This window comes from Pseudomonas sp. WS 5071 (assembly GCF_012985765.1).
GTDB classification, from domain to species: Bacteria; Pseudomonadota; Gammaproteobacteria; order Pseudomonadales; family Pseudomonadaceae; genus Aquipseudomonas; species Aquipseudomonas lundensis_A.
Map to the genome: position 1 here is coordinate 23,087 of NZ_JAAQWY010000021.1, position 17,170 is coordinate 40,256.

16 protein-coding genes are annotated in these 17,170 nt (G+C 58.6%); 6 read left to right on the forward strand and 10 right to left on the reverse strand.

Annotated elements, in window-relative coordinates:
* The first annotated feature begins 52 nt into the window (after positions 1 to 52).
* Positions 53 to 307, forward strand: coding sequence for an FAD assembly factor SdhE (locus tag HBN61_RS14080; protein WP_047277109.1), 255 nt, complete (start codon positions 53 to 55; stop codon positions 305 to 307).
* Positions 291 to 743: a protein YgfX gene (locus HBN61_RS14085; RefSeq protein ID WP_080960236.1), complete on the forward strand. Its 453-nt coding sequence runs from the start codon at positions 291 to 293 to the stop codon at positions 741 to 743. The genes HBN61_RS14080 and HBN61_RS14085 overlap by 17 nt, the downstream gene beginning before the upstream one ends.
* Here the strand turns inward: HBN61_RS14085 and nadB are convergent.
* Complete coding sequence (gene nadB, locus HBN61_RS14090) at positions 712 to 2,328, reverse strand: L-aspartate oxidase (protein ID WP_047277107.1); 1,617 nt, start codon at positions 2,326 to 2,328, stop codon at positions 712 to 714. The genes HBN61_RS14085 and nadB overlap by 32 nt on opposite strands.
* A 512-nt stretch (positions 2,329 to 2,840) precedes the next feature.
* On the opposite strand from nadB, the gene rpoE reads away from it, so the two are divergent.
* The 4 genes from rpoE (at position 2,841) to HBN61_RS14110 (ending at position 6,632) form a co-directional block, all read left to right on the forward strand.
* Positions 2,841 to 3,422, forward strand: a complete 582-nt coding sequence (rpoE, locus tag HBN61_RS14095) for an RNA polymerase sigma factor RpoE/AlgU (RefSeq protein WP_047277106.1) — start codon at positions 2,841 to 2,843, stop codon at positions 3,420 to 3,422.
* Between the two features lie 31 nt (positions 3,423 to 3,453).
* Positions 3,454 to 4,044, forward strand: coding sequence for a sigma-E factor negative regulatory protein (locus tag HBN61_RS14100; RefSeq protein WP_047277104.1), 591 nt, complete (start codon positions 3,454 to 3,456; stop codon positions 4,042 to 4,044).
* A 7-nt stretch (positions 4,045 to 4,051) separates the two neighbouring features.
* Positions 4,052 to 5,014: a MucB/RseB family sigma factor regulatory protein gene (locus HBN61_RS14105; protein WP_047277102.1), complete on the forward strand. Its 963-nt coding sequence runs from the start codon at positions 4,052 to 4,054 to the stop codon at positions 5,012 to 5,014.
* A 187-nt stretch (positions 5,015 to 5,201) separates the two neighbouring features.
* Positions 5,202 to 6,632, forward strand: a complete 1,431-nt coding sequence (locus HBN61_RS14110) for a DegQ family serine endoprotease (RefSeq protein WP_371057692.1) — start codon at positions 5,202 to 5,204, stop codon at positions 6,630 to 6,632.
* A gap of 104 nt (positions 6,633 to 6,736) precedes the next feature.
* Here the strand turns inward: HBN61_RS14110 and HBN61_RS14115 are convergent, their stop codons facing one another.
* From HBN61_RS14115 to arcC, 9 genes are all read right to left on the reverse strand, one after another.
* Entirely contained in the window at positions 6,737 to 7,228 is a 492-nt protein-coding gene (locus HBN61_RS14115) for an RDD family protein (protein WP_083333312.1), read from the reverse strand.
* A 94-nt stretch (positions 7,229 to 7,322) separates the two neighbouring features.
* Positions 7,323 to 7,535, reverse strand: coding sequence for a cold-shock protein (locus HBN61_RS14120; protein ID WP_007977299.1), 213 nt, complete (start codon positions 7,533 to 7,535; stop codon positions 7,323 to 7,325).
* Positions 7,536 to 7,923: 388 nt separating this feature from the next.
* A complete protein-coding gene (gene gcvT, locus HBN61_RS14125) occupies positions 7,924 to 9,048 on the reverse strand; it encodes a glycine cleavage system aminomethyltransferase GcvT (protein ID WP_083333313.1) in 1,125 nt (374 codons plus the stop codon).
* Between the two features lie 17 nt (positions 9,049 to 9,065).
* Complete coding sequence (locus tag HBN61_RS14130; RefSeq protein ID WP_047282971.1) at positions 9,066 to 10,442, reverse strand: L-serine ammonia-lyase; 1,377 nt, start codon at positions 10,440 to 10,442, stop codon at positions 9,066 to 9,068.
* A 91-nt stretch (positions 10,443 to 10,533) separates the two neighbouring features.
* Positions 10,534 to 13,392 (reverse strand): aminomethyl-transferring glycine dehydrogenase, encoded by a 2,859-nt coding sequence (gene gcvP, locus HBN61_RS14135; protein WP_083334346.1) that lies wholly within the window; start codon positions 13,390 to 13,392, stop codon positions 10,534 to 10,536.
* 10 nt (positions 13,393 to 13,402) lie between these two features.
* A complete protein-coding gene (gene gcvH / locus HBN61_RS14140) occupies positions 13,403 to 13,786 on the reverse strand; it encodes a glycine cleavage system protein GcvH (RefSeq protein WP_047277090.1) in 384 nt (127 codons plus the stop codon).
* A 356-nt stretch (positions 13,787 to 14,142) separates the two neighbouring features.
* The gene (gcsR, locus tag HBN61_RS14145; RefSeq protein ID WP_047277088.1) at positions 14,143 to 15,651 is read right to left on the reverse strand and encodes a transcriptional regulator GcsR; all 1,509 of its coding nucleotides are present in this window, start codon (positions 15,649 to 15,651) and stop codon (positions 14,143 to 14,145) included.
* A 117-nt stretch (positions 15,652 to 15,768) separates the two neighbouring features.
* The gene (locus HBN61_RS14150; protein WP_047277087.1) at positions 15,769 to 16,128 is read right to left on the reverse strand and encodes a DUF5064 family protein; all 360 of its coding nucleotides are present in this window, start codon (positions 16,126 to 16,128) and stop codon (positions 15,769 to 15,771) included.
* 56 nt (positions 16,129 to 16,184) lie between these two features.
* Positions 16,185 to 17,114 (reverse strand): carbamate kinase, encoded by a 930-nt coding sequence (gene arcC, locus HBN61_RS14155; RefSeq protein ID WP_047277085.1) that lies wholly within the window; start codon positions 17,112 to 17,114, stop codon positions 16,185 to 16,187.
* Between the last annotated feature and the right edge of the window lie 56 nt (positions 17,115 to 17,170).

The following is a 17,170-nucleotide window of genomic DNA, read 5'->3' on the forward strand; positions in this document are numbered from 1 at the left end:
TGGTCTATGTTGGAGCGGCCTGTATACTTGCGCTCTATTTGAGGAGCGCTCCATGGTCGAAGATGTTGAACTCAATCGTCTCTACTGGCACAGCCGTCGCGGCATGCTTGAACTGGACGTGCTGCTGGTGCCTTTCGTTAAAGAGGTGTATGCCACCCTCAATGATGTTGACCGCGAGTGCTATCGCAGGCTGCTTGAGTGTGAAGACCAGGACATGTTTGGCTGGTTCATGGAGCGCAGCGAGTCTGAGGACCCTGAGCTGCAGCGCATGGTTCGCATGATTCTGGATCGTGTCCAGCCTAAGTAAGTATTTCGAATGCCGCTGGCGTGCTTCCGGGCACTTGCTGGCGGCGTATCTCGCAGCCCAGTCTTTGGCGCTGATCTCAATATGCCTTCTGTCGATTCCCCTCTGGGCCCGCATGCTCGGTGTTTTAGCGTGCCTGTCTCATGGGATTTGGGTGTGTCCACGGCATATTCGCTTGACTCACCCGACGGCTATTACGGGGTTGCGCCGTACGGCCGAGGGCTGGCAGCTATGGAGTCGCGCCACGGGTTGGCAAGCGGTGCAGTTGCGTCGTGACAGCATGGCGCTGCCGATGTTGGTGATTGTGCGCTTCAGCCGACGCGGGGAGCGCCGCGTGCGAGCGGTGTGCATTCCCCGCGACGCGCTGGCGCCCGATCAGCATAGGCGCTTGCGCGTACGGCTCAAATTCAGTCGGCGTAGGTGGTTGGCACCAGAATAGTGTCCAGTGCTTCGGGCAACATGTCCGGGTAGTCAAGGGTGTAATGCAAGCCACGGGACTCCTTCCTCGCCATGGCGCTGCGGATCATCAATTCGGCGACTTGCGCCAGATTGCGTAACTCGATCAGGTCGCGGCTCACTTTGTAGTTGCTGTAGAACTCGTCGATTTCATCCAGCAACAACCGCACGCGGTGTTGCGCGCGTTGCAACCGCTTGTTGGTGCGTACGATGCCCACGTAGTCCCACATAAAGCGCCGTAGCTCATCCCAGTTGTGGGCGATGATCACGTCTTCATCCGAGTCGGTCACCTGGCTGGCATCCCAACTGGGCAAGGCCACTGGAATGGCCACTTGTTGCAATTGCGAGAGGATGTCGTCAGCGGCTGCACGGCCGTACACGAAGCATTCCAGCAACGAATTGCTGGCCATTCGGTTGGCGCCGTGCAGGCCGGTGAAGCTGGTTTCGCCAATGGCATACAGGCCCGGGACGTCGGTTCGGCCATGGGCGTCAACCATCACGCCACCGCAGGTGTAATGCGCGGCCGGGACGACCGGGATGGCCTGGCGGGTGATGTCGATGGAAAAGCCGAGGCAGCGCTCATACACCGTCGGAAAGTGGGTTTTGATGAATGTTTCGGACTGATGGCTGATGTCCAGGTAGACGCAATCAATGCCCAGGCGCTTCATCTCATGGTCAATGGCGCGGGCGACGATATCGCGAGGCGCCAGTTCACCGCGCGGATCAAAGCGGTGCATGAATCGCTCGCCATTTGGCAGTTTTAAATGCGCCCCTTCGCCGCGCAGGGCTTCGGTGATCAAAAAGCTTTTGGCTTGCGGGTGGTACAGGCAGGTAGGGTGAAACTGGTTGAACTCCAGATTCGCCACTCGGCAGCCCGAGCGCCAGGCCATGGCAATACCATCGCCACAGGCGCCATCCGGGTTGCTGGTATAGAGGTAGACCTTGGCGGCTCCGCCGGTCGCCAGAATGGTGAAGCGCGCCCCGAACGTGTCGACTTCCCCGCTGCTGCGATTGAGTACATAGGCGCCAAGGCAGCGATCGCCCTCCAGGCCCAGTCTGCGCTCGGTGATCAGGTCCACCGCTACCCGTTGTTCGAGCAGCTCAATGTTGGGCCGCTGCTGTGCCTGTTCGAGCAAGGTTTTGAAAATGGCCGCACCAGTGGCATCGGCGGCGTGGATGATGCGCCGATGACTGTGCCCGCCTTCCCGGGTGAGGTGAAACTCAAAACCGGCATGCTGCGGGTCGGCAGGTTCATCGCGGGTGAAGGGCACGCCTTGATCGATCAGCCACTGAATGGCTTCGCGGCTGTGTTCGACGGTGAAACGCACGGCGTCTTCATGACACAGCCCGCCACCGGCGTTAAGCGTGTCTTCGACATGGGATTGAACGGTGTCGGTATCATCCAGCACGGCGGCCACGCCACCTTGTGCCCAGAACGTCGAGCCATTGGCCAGATCGCCCTTACTCAGGACTGCAATGCGCAAATGGCTGGGCAGGGTAAGCGCGAGGCTCAAACCGGCAGCGCCGCTGCCAATCACCAGCACATCATGTTGAAAATGTTGGCTCATTCTTCTGACGTCCGCAAAAAAAGCGCCCACTAGTATATAGAGGGGGGGATCGGCACAATAGCCGGGCCTTTATGGCATTGTGAAACTACAGCGGGCACGAAGTGTGCCTCACTCGTGTGGGATCTGTATGCCGATTTGCAGAATTAATCTGCCAGAATCGTTCGGGCCCCAGGGGTGTAGAGCACCCTGACGATGCAGTGAAACAATGCGCGGCACCTCGCCGGAATATTGAACTTTTCCTACAGGCCAATGTTCCATAGAGGGTTGCCCATCATGAAGGGGAGCAGCGTTGGCTTTGAAGCGGAGCTTGCGGTACGGCTTCAGCAGGTAAATTCAACGACAAGATTATCGACGCAGCCGGCAAGGCCCGAGCTGCGTTTTCGTGCGTGCCAAATCCGAGTGCGCAGGAAACTTGCCAGGGGGAGAGAACTTTTGCGCAATGCCCGAGTCTATGTTTGCAAGCCTGATCACTTAGCAAAGCAATCTCCCTCTCGGTCTTATGAGGAGTATTCATGCTAACCCAGGAAGAGGATCAGCAGCTGGTCGAGCGCGTACAGCGTGGCGACAAGCGTGCATTTGATCTGCTAGTGCTGAAATACCAGCACAAAATTCTCGGGTTGATCGTGCGTTTTGTGCACGACACCCATGAAGCCCAGGACGTTGCACAAGAAGCCTTTATTAAGGCTTACCGGGCACTTGGTAATTTTCGCGGTGACAGCGCTTTTTATACCTGGCTGTACCGTATCGCCATTAACACGGCGAAAAACTACCTGGTATCACGCGGTCGACGTCCGCCTGACAGTGATGTGAGTTCTGAGGACGCTGAGTTTTACGATGGTGACCACGGCCTCAAAGATCTTGAATCGCCGGAGCGCGCATTGCTCCGTGACGAGATTGAAGGGACCGTTCATCGCACGATTCAGCTATTACCAGAAGATCTACGAACGGCGTTAACTTTACGCGAATTCGACGGTCTGAGTTACGAGGACATTGCGAGCGTCATGCAATGTCCGGTGGGTACCGTGCGCTCCCGGATTTTCCGCGCTCGGGAAGCCATCGATAAAGCCCTGCAACCTTTGTTGCAGGAAACCTGAGACAGCGGCGACAGCCAAGAGAGGAACCGCCATGAGTCGTGAAGCCCTGCAGGAATCGCTGTCCGCGGTGATGGATAACGAAGCGGACGAACTGGAACTACGTCGGGTGTTGAATGCCTTCGACGATGCGCACACACGTGATACCTGGTCGCGTTACCAGGTGGCCCGTGCGGCAATGCACAAGGATTTGATGATTCCACGGCTGGACATCGCATCGGCCGTATCGGCTGCATTGGCCGAAGAGCAAACCCCGGCCAAAGTGGCCCGTGGTCCCTGGAAGAGCATTGGCCGTCTGGCTGTTGCTGCTTCGGTGACCGTGGCAGTACTGGCAGGTGTAAGGCTTTACAACCAGGATGACATCGTGGGTGCGCAACTTGCCCAGCAAGGCAGCCAGCCAAGCATGAGCGCTCCGATGGTTAAAGGTCCTGCCGTATTGGCCAACTACAGCGAAAGCGCCGATCAGGCGACGGGTCCGATGGCTAACGGTGTACTGCAAGGCCAGTCCGGCTGGCAGGATCAGCGTTTACCCGGCTACCTGCGTCAGCATGCCCAGCAAGCCGCCATGAAAGGCACTGAAGGTGTCCTGCCATACGCTCGTGCAGCCAGCCTGGAAAACCGTTAAGACCACCATGCGCGTCCTCCCTCTGTTACCGCTGTTGCTCAGTGGCTGGTTTGCAGTACCAGCCCATGCCGATGAAGCCCGGGACTGGATTAAACGTCTCGGTCAGGCTGAGCAGCAGCAGAGCTATCAAGGCACCTTCGTCTACGAACGCAACGGTAGTTTTTCTACCCACAGCATCTGGCACTTGGTGCAGGATGGGAGCGTTCGTGAGCGCTTGCTGCAACTTGACGGCCCTGCGCAAGAGGTCGTTCGCACCAATGGTCGTACTGAATGTGTAACGGGCAAGCTGGTTTCCGGGCTCGCAGGGGTATCTGCAAGTGCGGTACGTAAACTGGATGCCGATAAAATCAGCAACTGGTACAGCGTCGCCAAGTCGGGTGATTCGCGCGTAGCGGGGCGTCCCGTCGCCATCATCTCACTGACCCCACGGGATCAGCACCGCTATGGGGTTGAGTTGTATCTGGATAACCAGACCGGTCTGCCGCTCAAGTCATTGTTACTCAATGACAAGGGGCAGTTGCTGGAGCGCTTCCAGTTCACCGAACTCGATCCTCATGCGCCAGAGGTCACCTTGCTCAACCCCGGCGCTCAATGCCGTCAGATCGCTGCTCTGGAGCCCAAAGACCTTGTCGTCAAGCAAGTCAATAATTGGCACTCCGACTGGCTGCCTCCGGGCTTTGAATTGGTCAACAGCACCGTTCACCGTGATCCGAAGAGCAAATCCGAAGTCACCAGTCTCTTGTACGACGACGGTTTGACACGATTTTCTGTCTTTCTTGAGCCTCTCAATGGCGCTTCAGCCCCTGATACACGGGTCCAGCTAGGGCCTACTGCGGCGGTTTCAAGGCATCTCACCACCAATAATGGCGATATGCTCGCCACGGTGGTCGGGGAAATCCCGATCGGAACCGCTGAGCGCATTGCATTGAATATGCGCCCGGGTCAGGCCTCCACACAGGCCAAGCCATAGTGGTGCGCAGAAATGTCTGGTGAAGAATTTCATTTGCCAAACGTTTCATCTTTTTCTATAGGTCAGAGCCCTAAAGGCTCTGGCCTTGTTTGTTTTCGGGTATCCAAAATTAAGGTCTATGCTTTGACCTTGAACTTTGAATGCCAGCCGCTTAACTCTGCTTGCTATTAACGGGAGCTGTATGTCGATGCCTCGATTGAAAAATTACTTACCCATTTTTGCGGCCGTGATGATGCTAGGGCAGGCAGTCCCGGCCCTGGCAGATGCGCCGGTGGTGCAACTGCCGGACTTTACGCAATTGGTGGAACAGGCTTCCCCGGCGGTCGTCAACATCAGTACCACGCAGAAACTCCCGGAACGTCGCGTCTCCAACATGGGGCAAATGCCAGATCTGGAAGGCTTGCCGCCAGGCCTGCGTGACTTCTTCGAACGCAGTATTCCGCAGCCACCGCGCAGCGGCGGCGGGCGTCAGCGCGAGGCCCAGTCCCTGGGTTCGGGTTTCATCATTTCTCCTGACGGGTACATCCTGACCAACAATCACGTGGTGGCCGATGCGGATGAAATCATCGTTCGCCTGTCAGACCGCAGTGAAATGAAAGCGAAACTGATCGGCACTGATCCGCGCTCCGACGTGGCGCTGCTCAAAATCGAAGGCAAAAACCTGCCCGTGCTTAAACTCGGCAAGTCTCAAGATTTGAAGGCTGGCCAATGGGTGGTTGCCATCGGTTCACCGTTTGGTTTCGATCACACAGTGACCCAAGGCATCATCAGCGCCATCGGCCGTAGCCTGCCGAACGAAAGCTATGTGCCGTTCATCCAGACCGACGTGCCCATCAACCCCGGTAACTCGGGCGGCCCATTGTTCAACCTGGCCGGTGAAGTGGTCGGGATCAACTCCCAGATCTACACCCGCTCAGGCGGCTTTATGGGCGTGTCGTTCGCAATCCCTATCGATGTGGCGATGGATGTGTCCAACCAGCTCAAAAGCGGTGGCAAGGTCAGCCGTGGCTGGCTGGGCGTAGTGATTCAGGAGGTCAACAAAGACCTGGCTGAATCCTTCGGTCTGGAAAAACCCGCCGGTGCGCTGGTGGCCCAGGTACTGGAAGACGGTCCGGCTGCCAAAGGCGGGCTGCAAGTGGGGGATGTGATCCTCAGCATGAACGGTCAGCCGATTGTCATGTCAGCCGATTTGCCGCATCTGGTAGGGGCACTCAAGGCTGGCAGCAAGGCAAGCCTTGAAGTCGTGCGCGACGGCAAGCGTAAAACCCTCGACCTGACCGTGGGCGCGATCCCCGATGAAGGCAAGGAAATGGATTCGCCAAGCGGCGCAGAGCGCAGCAGCAACCGTCTGGGCGTGTCTGTGGCGGACTTGAGTGACGAGCAGAAGAAAACCAACGACATCAAAGGTGGCGTGATCATCAAGGATGTTCAGGATGGCCCGGCTGCCTTGATTGGTCTGCGTCCAGGCGACGTCATCACGCACCTGAACAACCAGGCGATCAGCGATGCCAAGCAGTTCACTGAAATTGCCAAGGCATTGCCGAAAAACCGTTCGGTGTCGATGCGCGTCCTGCGTCAAGGCCGTGCCAGTTTCATTACTTTCAAACTGGCAGAGTAAGCAGTGCGCTCGCTTGGGGTGAGGGAGGTCATCTCCACCTGAGGTGAGCACTGCACAACAAAAAAGCCCGTATCAAGTGATACGGGCTTTTTTTGTGCGGCGTGTTATTTCTTTTTTTGCTTGGGAATTCTGACGAGCTGCGTGTTGGAGTACATGTCATGCCAGGTGCGTTTTTGCTTGTCGATCAATGACCAGAAAAAACCCAGCCCGAAGCATAACCACGAGCCGATGGACACAATAAAACGCAACAGCGCCTGCCACAGGCTGATAGCTGTTCCGTCTGCGTTCTGAACACGAACCCCCCACACTTGCATGCCCAGGGTTTGCCCGGAGTGGGTCCAGAACTTGGCAAAGAAGCCGAACAAGACAAAAAACAGGAGTGTCGACAGCAGCGGATCGCCGTCAAGGGCACCGGCTTCAGACAAGGCACGCATTTTAGCCTCGCCGATAAAAGCCATCATGATCAGTTTGTAAAGGAACGTGGTGACGATCATCAGCGCCGTGCACAACAAAAAATCGTAGAACATGGCTGCCAGGCGGCGCCCCAGTCCAGCGGCGGGAAACGCGCCTTGAGGGCTTAACAGTTGTTTCGACATGGCAGGGTCTCTAAAAGAAAAAAGCCATCTTACGGAATTGCGCCCATAAAAAAGCCTCTGATGTCACCATCAGAGGCTTTTCTGTACGAGAACGTTAAGCTTCGGCTTGAACTTCGTCAGCCTGCATGCCTTTTTGGCCCTGCACGGCGATGAAGGTGACTTTCTGGCCTTCTTTCAGGCTCTTGAAGCCGTTGCCCTGAATGGCGCGGAAGTGCACGAACAGATCCGGTCCGCTTTCAGGCGTAATAAAACCAAAACCTTTCTCATCGTTAAACCACTTAACGGTACCGCTCTGACGTTGGGACATTTCTTAATTCCTTGACGCTAACAATTAATGACAGTCTCTTTCACCTGAAAGAGTACTGGTGCTGGGTTGCAGGAAAGTAAGAGACGTCGAACGGGTTGTAGCAAACTTAGAGCTACTGCCCAGGTCACGATTCCAGCGACCCATGCAAACACAGTGGGCAAACTCTACGACAACTTAGACGATAAAAACAAGCCCCGAAAATAAACCGTCTATCCCTGATTTTCAGAGGCCCCGGCGCTTTTTTACAGCACAGTGACGGTATAGAAAGGTTCAATTATTTTCGACATTAAGTGCACGCTTTCACTATCGAAAGTTTGCACGGTAATGGGGCAGTTGCATGACACGCGCATGGCGTAAACATGCAACTGTGTAACTTCCAGTGAAGCGTTTAACCTCTGTAATAACGCTGCGGTACAAACGGCATTTTGGACACTTTCATCGCGACTCGCTTAGCGCGCACGATTGCCCATACTTCGGTGTCCATAGGCGCATGCTCCACGTCCAGATAGCCCATGGCGAGCGGGGCTCCCAGCGTCGGACCAAACCCACCGCTGCACACCTGGCCAATAACAGTGCCTTCAGCATCCACAATCTCGGCTCCTTCGCGCACGGGTGTTCGCTCTTGGGGCAGCAGGCCGACCCGTTTGCGTGCAACGCCGCCTTGTTGTTGGGCGAAGATTGTTTCTGCCCCCGGGAAGCCGCCTGCACGAGGCCCGTCTGCGCGGCGCGCCTTTGAAATGGCCCACAGCAAACTGGCTTCGATCGGTGTGGTGGCTTCATTCATGTCATGGCCGTACAGGCACAATCCGGCTTCGAGTCGCAGCGAGTCCCGCGCACCCAGGCCGATGGCCTTGACTTCGGGTTGGTCGAGCAAATGACGCGCGAGTGCTTCAGCTTGTTCGCGCGGTACTGAAATCTCAAAACCGTCCTCACCGGTATAGCCAGAGCGACTGACGTAGCAGTCCGCGCCCATCAGTTTGACCGGGGCAAACTGCATGAACGTCATCTTGGCCACGTCCGGTGCCAAACGCGCCAGCACGTTGACTGCATCGGGACCTTGCAAGGCGAGCAGTGCGCGAGATTCAAACAGCGGTTCAATCTCGCAGCGATCGCCCAAGTGTTGACGCAGATGCGCGAGGTCCTGTTCCTTGCAGGCGGCGTTGACCACCAGAAACAACGTGTCATTGCCCAGATTGGCCACCATCAGGTCATCCAGAATGCCGCCTTGCTCGTTGGTAAACATGGCATAGCGCTGCATGCCCACCGGCAGGTCGAGGATATCCACCGGGACCAGCGTCTCCAGGCCTTGGGCTGCTTGCGCACCGCGCAGCCGGATCTGGCCCATGTGCGAGACATCGAACAACCCGGCGTGCTCACGGGTGTGTAAATGCTCCTTCAGTACGCCCAGCGGGTATTGCACCGGCATGTCATAGCCGGCAAACGGCACCATGCGCGCGCCTAGCTCCAGGTGAAGGGCGTGCAGCGGGGTTTTAAGCAGGGGTTCGGTAGACATTCATGACTCCTTGAAAATCAGCACTCAATAATGTTGACGGCCAGGCCGCCGCGGGCCGTCTCTTTGTATTTGCTTTTCATGTCGGCGCCGGTCTGGCGCATGGTGCGGATCACTTTATCCAGCGAAACAAAATGCTGGCCGTCGCCGCGCAGGGCCATGCGTACAGCGTTGATGGCTTTCACTGAACCCATGGCGTTGCGCTCGATACAAGGCACTTGCACCAGACCGCCAATGGGGTCGCAGGTCAGCCCCAGGTTGTGTTCCATGCCAATTTCGGCGGCGTTTTCGACTTGCTGCACCGTGCCGCCGAGCACCTCGCACAAGGCACCTGCGGCCATGGAGCACGCCACGCCGACTTCACCCTGGCAGCCCACTTCGGCCCCGGAAATCGACGCGTTTTCTTTGTACAAAATGCCGATGGCCGCCGCCGTCAGCAAAAAGCGCACCACGCCGTCTTCATTGGCACCACCGATAAAGCGCATGTAGTAATGCAGCACCGCGGGAATAATGCCGGCCGCGCCGTTGGTCGGTGCCGTGACCACACGGCCACCGTTGGCGTTTTCTTCGTTCACCGCCAGCGCGTACAGGTTGACCCAGTCGAGCACCGACAACGCGTCGCGCAATGAGGCTTCAGGGTGGGCACATAACTGACGATGCAAGGCCGCGGCCCGACGTTTGACCTTCAACCCGCCAGGTAGAATGCCTTCATGTCGACAGCCCGCGCTGACGCAGTCCTGCATCACTTGCCAGATGTTCAACAACCCGCTTCGGGTCTCGGCTTCGGGTCGCCACGCCCGCTCGTTGGCCAGCATGACCTGGCTGATCGACAGGTGGTGGGTGACGCAGTGGCGCAACAGGTCTTTGGCGGTCTTGAACGGGTAAGTGAGTTCAGTGCTGTCCTCGACGATCCGGTCAGCCCCCGCCGCCCCTTCGTCCACCACAAAGCCGCCCCCCACCGAGTAATACTCGCGGCTGCGGATCTGAATGCCTGCGTCGTCCAGGGCGCGAAAAATCATGCCGTTCGGGTGATAGGGAAGGGGTTTACGAATCATCGCCAAGTGCAGTTTTTCGTTGAATTCGATGCTGTGGCGGCCCAGCAAGTTGAGGTGGCCGCTGTGGCGAATCGTGGCCAGACGTTCGTCCACGGTGTCCGTATTGACGGTGTCCGGGTGTTCGCCTTCGAGCCCCAGCAGCACCGCCTTGTCACTGCCGTGACCTTTGCCGGTGGCCCCGAGCGAGCCATACAGTTCCACTTTGACGCAGGCTGTTTGTTGCAATAACGCATCACGCTGCAACCCTTCAACAAACCGCGCAGCGGCCCGCATGGGACCAACGGTGTGTGAGCTGGAAGGGCCGATGCCAATTTTGAACAGGTCGAACACGCTTAACGACATGGGGTTCTCCGGTTTCTTATAAAAGGATTGGCATAAGGTCAATGCTCCCGCCGCACCGGTTTAAATCGCTGCGGCGGGAACTGAGGGGGTGTCAGGCCTCCTGATAGCTCTCGATTGACGGGCAGGCGCAGACCAGATTGCGATCGCCGAAGACGTTGTCGACACGCCCCACTGGCGGCCAGTATTTGCCTTCGATCAACGACTCGACCGGGTACACCGCCTGTTCGCGGCTGTACGGGTGGGTCCATTCGCCGACCATTTCCGCTGCCGTGTGCGGGGCGTTTTTCAGCGGGTTGTCTTCTTTGTCCAGCGTGCCGTTTTCTACCGCGCGGATTTCTTCACGGATGCGGATCATGGCGTCGCAGAAGCGATCCAGTTCGTGTTTGGACTCACTTTCGGTAGGTTCGATCATCAGCGTGCCGGCCACCGGGAACGACATGGTTGGCGCGTGGAACCCAAAGTCGATCAGGCGCTTGGCCACGTCATCCACGCTGATCCCGCTGCTGTCTTTGAGCGGGCGCAGGTCGAGGATGCATTCGTGTGCCACCAGTCCGTTGCTGCCCGAATACAGCACGGGGTAGTGCTCTTCGAGGCGACGGGCGATGTAGTTGGCATTGAGAATGGCCATTTGCGACGCGCGCTTGAGCCCTTCGCCGCCCATCATGCGGATGTACATCCAGGTAATGGGCAGAATGCTCGCGCTGCCAAACGGCGCGGCGCACACGGCGCCCTGTGTGCGAGGCAAGCTGGCATGGCCTGGCAAGAAGGGGGTCAGGTGCGACTTGACGCCAATCGGGCCGACGCCCGGGCCGCCACCGCCGTGGGGGATGCAAAAGGTCTTATGCAGGTTGAGGTGAGACACGTCGCCCCCGAACTTGCCCGGCGCGCACAAGCCCACCATCGCATTCATGTTGGCGCCGTCGATGTACACCTGACCGCCGTTGTCGTGAATGATGCCGCAGATTTCGCGGATACCTTCTTCGAACACGCCGTGGGTCGACGGGTAGGTAATCATCAGTGCCGCCAGATGTTCGCGGTGCTCGATGGCCTTGGCGCGCAGGTCTTCGATGTCAACGTTGCCACGGGCGTCGCAGGCCGTAACCACCACGCGCATGCCCGCCATGTTGGCGGTTGCCGGGTTGGTGCCATGGGCCGAGGACGGGATCAGGCAAATGTCGCGGCGCTCGTCGCCACGGCTCTGGTGGTAGGCACGTATGGCCAATAGCCCGGCGTATTCGCCCTGTGAACCGGCGTTGGGTTGCAGGGAAATGGCGTCATAACCGGTGGCAGCGCACAGCATGGCCTCCAGTTCAGTCGTGAGCTGCTGGTAGCCCTGACTTTGTTCGGCCGGTGCAAACGGGTGCAGGTTGCCAAACTCGGCCCAGGTGACCGGGATCATCTCGCTGGCCGCGTTGAGTTTCATGGTGCAAGAGCCCAGCGGAATCATGGTGCGATCCAGAGCCAGATCCTTGTCTGCCAAACGACGCAGGTAGCGCATCAGTTCAGTTTCAGAGTGATAACGGTTGAACACCGGGTGGCTGAGGATTGGCGATTGGCGCAGCAGGGCAGGCGGCAGGGTGCTGCTCACGGTGGCGGCCAGCGTGTCGACGTCTGGCAGCGCTTGACCCTCGGCTGCGAGCAGGGCCCACAGCGCAGTGACATCGGACGGGCCGCAGGTTTCATCCAGCGACACCCCCAGACGCTCGTCATCCACCACGCGCAGGTTGATGTGTCTGGCGTGTGCCTTGGCATGCAGGGCCGTTGTTCTGGAGCCGGTGTGCAGGGTCAGGGTGTCGAAAAACTCGATCTGCTCGACGTTGAGTCCCAGTGCAGTCAGGCCCTTGGCCAGAATGGCCGTGAGCTGATGAACGCGCCGGGCGATTTGAGTCAGGCCCTGAGGGCCATGGTAGACGGCGTACATGCTGGCCATGTTGGCCAGCAACACTTGTGCCGTGCAGATATTGCTCGTGGCCTTCTCGCGGCGGATGTGTTGCTCGCGGGTTTGCATGGCCAGACGCAGCGCAGGTTTGCCGTGACGATCCACCGACACACCCACCAGGCGCCCCGGCATGTCGCGTTTGAACGCATCACGGGTGGCGAAATACGCCGCGTGCGGGCCGCCGAAGCCCAAGGGCACGCCAAAACGCTGGGCGCTCCCGATGGCCACATCGGCGCCGAATTCCCCCGGAGGGGTCAGCAGGGTCAGGGCCAGCAAGTCAGCGGCCACGGCCACCAGTGCGTGGGTGGCGTGAAAACGCTCGACCAGCTCGCGGTAGTCGAACACATCGCCGTTGCTCGCCGGGTATTGCAGCAGCGCGCCGAAGAACGGAGACAGGTCGCTCAGACCGCGCTCGTCGCCCACCACCACTTCGATGCCCAGCGGTTCGGCACGGGTGCGCAGCACGTCGAGGGTTTGCGGGTGGCAATGGCGCGAAGCAAAGAATGCGCGGCCGGATTTGTTTTTGCTCAGGCGTTTACAGAAGGTCATGGCCTCGGCCGCCGCAGTGGCTTCGTCGAGCAACGACGCGTTGGCAATCGGCAGGCCGCTGAGGTCGCTGATCAGGGTCTGGAAATTGAGCAGTGCTTCCAGGCGGCCTTGGGAAATTTCTGGTTGATAGGGGGTGTAGGCCGTGTACCACGCCGGGTTTTCCAGCAGGTTGCGCAAGATCGGCGCGGGCGTGTGGCAGTTGTAATAGCCCTGGCCGATGTAGGTCTTGCACAGCTGGTTTTTGCCGGCGATGGCTTTGATCGAGGCCAGTGCATCGGCTTCGCTTTGCCCGGCGGGCAGGTTCAGAACGCTGGTGCCCTTGATGCTTTCGGGGATCACGCTGGCGCTCAGGGCCTCTAGCGAGTCAAAACCCAGCGAGGCGAGCATGGCGTGCTCGTCGGCCTGATCCGGGCCGATGTGGCGCGCGATGAATTCGTTGGCGGTGCTCAGGTTAATGGTCATGGCGCTGTCCTCAGGCTTGGGCATTGGCTTTGATCAGGCGGTCATAGGCGTCCTGATCCAGCAACTGGCTGACGGCGTTGGCGTGCGCCGGCTTGAACCGGAAGAACCAGCCTTCGCCCAACGGATCTTCGTTGACCACTTCGGGGCTGCTGTCGAGCGCCGGGTTAACCTCCAGCACCTCACCGTCCAGCGGCATGTACACGCCGCTTGCGGCTTTGACCGACTCAACGGTGGCCGCTTCTGCGCCTTTTTCGTAAAACTGCAACTCGGGCAGTTGCACAAACACCACATCACCCAGAGCGTTTTGCGCAAACGCGGTAATGCCCACGGTCACGCTGCCATCGGCTTCGGCGCGCAGCCATTCGTGGTCTTCAGTAAAACGCAATTCGCTCATGGAAACTCCTCAAGGCCAGACTCGTCTGGTGGTCGCAGTTAAATGCTCGTGCAAGATCGAGCGCATTGAGGAGTGCTCTGCAAGATGGCTGCCACAATCAATAAACGTTTATTTATCAAGTGGTTATGGGTTTCAGGATGGAATGTGATGGATGAGTGTGTAGCGAAATCGCTACACGGCGACCGGGTTTAAAAAAACGAAGGGGATCAAAGCCTTGCAGCACTGCGTCGGGCTTTGGCTGTAGCGAATTCGCTACACTGGAACGAAATCAATACGGCCGGGCGGTGGGCATCGACGCCACCTACATCATGTCGACGTCGAGTAGAACGCGGGTTGTATGAAGGGGCGGGCAACCTTCAGGTCTTGTCGGGGATCCCGTATTTTCGCAGGCGGTGGGCGATGGCGGTGTGGCTGGTTTGCAGGCGGCTGGCCAGTTGGCGGGTCGAGGGGTAGCTGACGTAGAGCTTTTCCAGCAGGGCTTTTTCGAAGCCTTCAACGGCGTGCTCCAGGGTTTCGACGTCTGCGTCGCTTTGGCGTGCGACGGAGGTTCCGGCAATGTCGAGGTCGCCAATGTCGACCACGCTGCTTTCGCAGATGGCCGCGGCGCGGAAGATCACGTTTTGTAATTGGCGAACGTTCCCCGGCCAGCGGTTACCCAGCAAGGCCGGGTACGTACCGGGCGCCAGGCGACACACCGGACGCTGTATTTGAGTGCAGGCCTGCTGCATAAACGTGCGCGCCAGCAGCAGGATGTCCTGGCCCCGCTCACGCAAAGGAGGCACTTCGATGTTGAGCACGTTCAGCCGATAGAACAGGTCTTCGCGAAACGTGCCTTCGTTGACCATTTTTTCGAGGTTGCGATGAGTAGCGCTGAGGATGCGGACATTGACCTTTACTTCGCGCTCGCCGCCCACACGGCGGAAACTGCCGTCATTCAAAAACCGCAGCAATTTGGCTTGCAGGTAGGGCGACATCTCAGCGATTTCATCCAGAAACACCGTACCGTTGTTGGCCAATTCCATCAGCCCCGGCTTGCCGCCCCGTTGTGCGCCGGTAAAGGCGCCGGGGGCGTAGCCGAACAGCTCGCTTTCGGCCAGGTTTTCCGGCAATGCCGCGCAGTTGAGGGCCAAAAACGGTGCGCCGACGCGATCGCTGATGGCATGACACGCGCGGGCGACCAGTTCTTTGCCGGTGCCGGTTTCGCCCTGAATCAATAACGGCGCATCCAGAGCGGCGACGCGTTGGGCTCGTGCCTTCAGGGTACGTATTGCCGGTGACTCACCCAGCAAGGCGTCAAACCCCTCGGCGTGGTCGTGATGCAGCGCGGCCAGACGTTCACCGATGCGGCTGGGCTGATACAGGGTCAACAAAGCCCCCGCGTCGGTAATCGGCGTGGCATCGAGCATCAGCGGGTGGCCGTTGAGCGTGACTTCACGCAGGGGCAAGCGAAAGCCGTTTTCCAGCAAGGCGCTCAGCAAGTCGGGATCGGTGAACAACTCGCCAATGCTTTCGCCGGCAGGTTCGCGGCCATACAGCGAGACCAGCGCCGGATTGGCCAGCAGCACATGGCCTTCACTGTCCAGGGCCAGCACCGGATCGGTCATGGCGGCCAGCAGGGCATCGAGTTGCAGGTGCCGACGCTGCCCCGGGAGGATGTCCACCACCATCACCGACTGCACGCCCTGAACCCGGAACAGCGCTTCACGCAACTCATCGAGTACGTGCGGGCTCAAGGTCGGGGCATCGATATACACGTTGGGGGGGATCATCTCCACGGCGTCGAGATTGAGATGGCGTGCCCCCAGCAGTGCCAGCACTTCCTGGGTAATACCGACGCGGTCAATAAAGCTGACATGGATACGCATGAGAACGGGGAACACTGTAGGCCGTGAGACGGCCAGTATGCCTTGGGCGAGGCTACAGGACAAAGAGACGCGTCCTGTAGCGGCTGGCGCAGCCTGCGGCAGCGGCTACAGGCAGGATCAGTCCAGATGATCGAGGTTAATCGGGTCACCGGGTTTGTGGTTAAGCTGGGCCATCACATCCGAAAACATCTTGTCGTAGTGACCGTGCATCGAACGGATGTCAGCGGTCTTGGGAATGCCATGTTTGACAGCAATCTGAAAGGCATCGTGGGCAAAATTGAAGGCCACGTCTTTAGGCAGCGTGAATGAATCCTTGAAATCCTTTCCGTTGATCTGACCGTGCATGTCGAACTGCATGGACTTGCCTTCCTTGGGATCCTGAACGACCTGGTAATCAATCTTGATGTCATACCCGAAATCGCCCGGTTGCAGCGGTTCGCGGTGGATATGCAGGTGACCGGGTTCGAACGAGGCCATAGGGTGACTCCTTGGGCAGGGGGTAAAAGGGCAGGCCCGAAAGCCCGCCCCGTGGTTCAGAAGTAGGTAATACCAGATTTTTCAGTGCTGACGCGAGTACCGGCTTTGCCCTGAACGATGGCCTCGATATCGGCCAGGGCGCCAATGACGGCGGTTTTGCCTGTTTTACGGGCAAACTCACAGGCCGCTTCCACTTTTGGCCCCATGGAGCCGGAGGCGAAGCCGAGTTTTTCCAGCTCGTCAGGGTGCGCCTGGGAAATGCCCTTCTGGGTTGGCTTGCCCCAGTCAATAAAGGCGGCATTGACGTCAGTGGCAATGACCAGCAAGTCGCTGTCCAGTTGCTGCGCCAGCAGGGAAGAGGCCAGATCCTTGTCGATCACCGCCTCAATGCCTTGCAGCTTGCCGTCTTCGCCATACATGGTCGGAATGCCGCCACCGCCCGCGCAGATCACGATGGTGCCTTTTTCCAGCAGCCATTTGATCGGACGGATTTCAAAGATGCGTTTTGGTTTAGGGCTGGGCACCACGCGGCGGAACTTGTCGCCATCGGGGGCAATGTTCCAGCCTTTTTCAGCGGCCAGGCTTTTGGCTTCGGCTTCGCTGTACACCGGGCCGATCGGCTTGGTCGGGTTCTGGAAGGCCGGGTCTTTGGGGTCCACTTCCACCTGGGTCAACAACGTGGCGAAGGGCGCGTCCTGCGGCAACAGATTGCCCAGCTCTTGCTCGATCATGTAGCCGATCATGCCTTCAGTTTCAGCACCCAGCACATCCAGCGGGTAAGGGCTGACGGCGGTGTAGGCGGCAGCTTGAAGGGACAGCAGACCCACTTGCGGGCCGTTGCCGTGGGCGACGACCAGTTCATTGCCAGTGGCGATGCGGGCGATTTGGGCAGTGGCGGTGCGGATGTTTTCGCGTTGATTCTCGGCAGTCATGGGTTGACCGCGACGCAGGAGGGCGTTACCGCCCAGTGCAACGACGATACGCATAGGTATTTCCTTAATAGAAGGGAAGTTCACAACAGCCGGGTTGTGCCGGAGCAGGC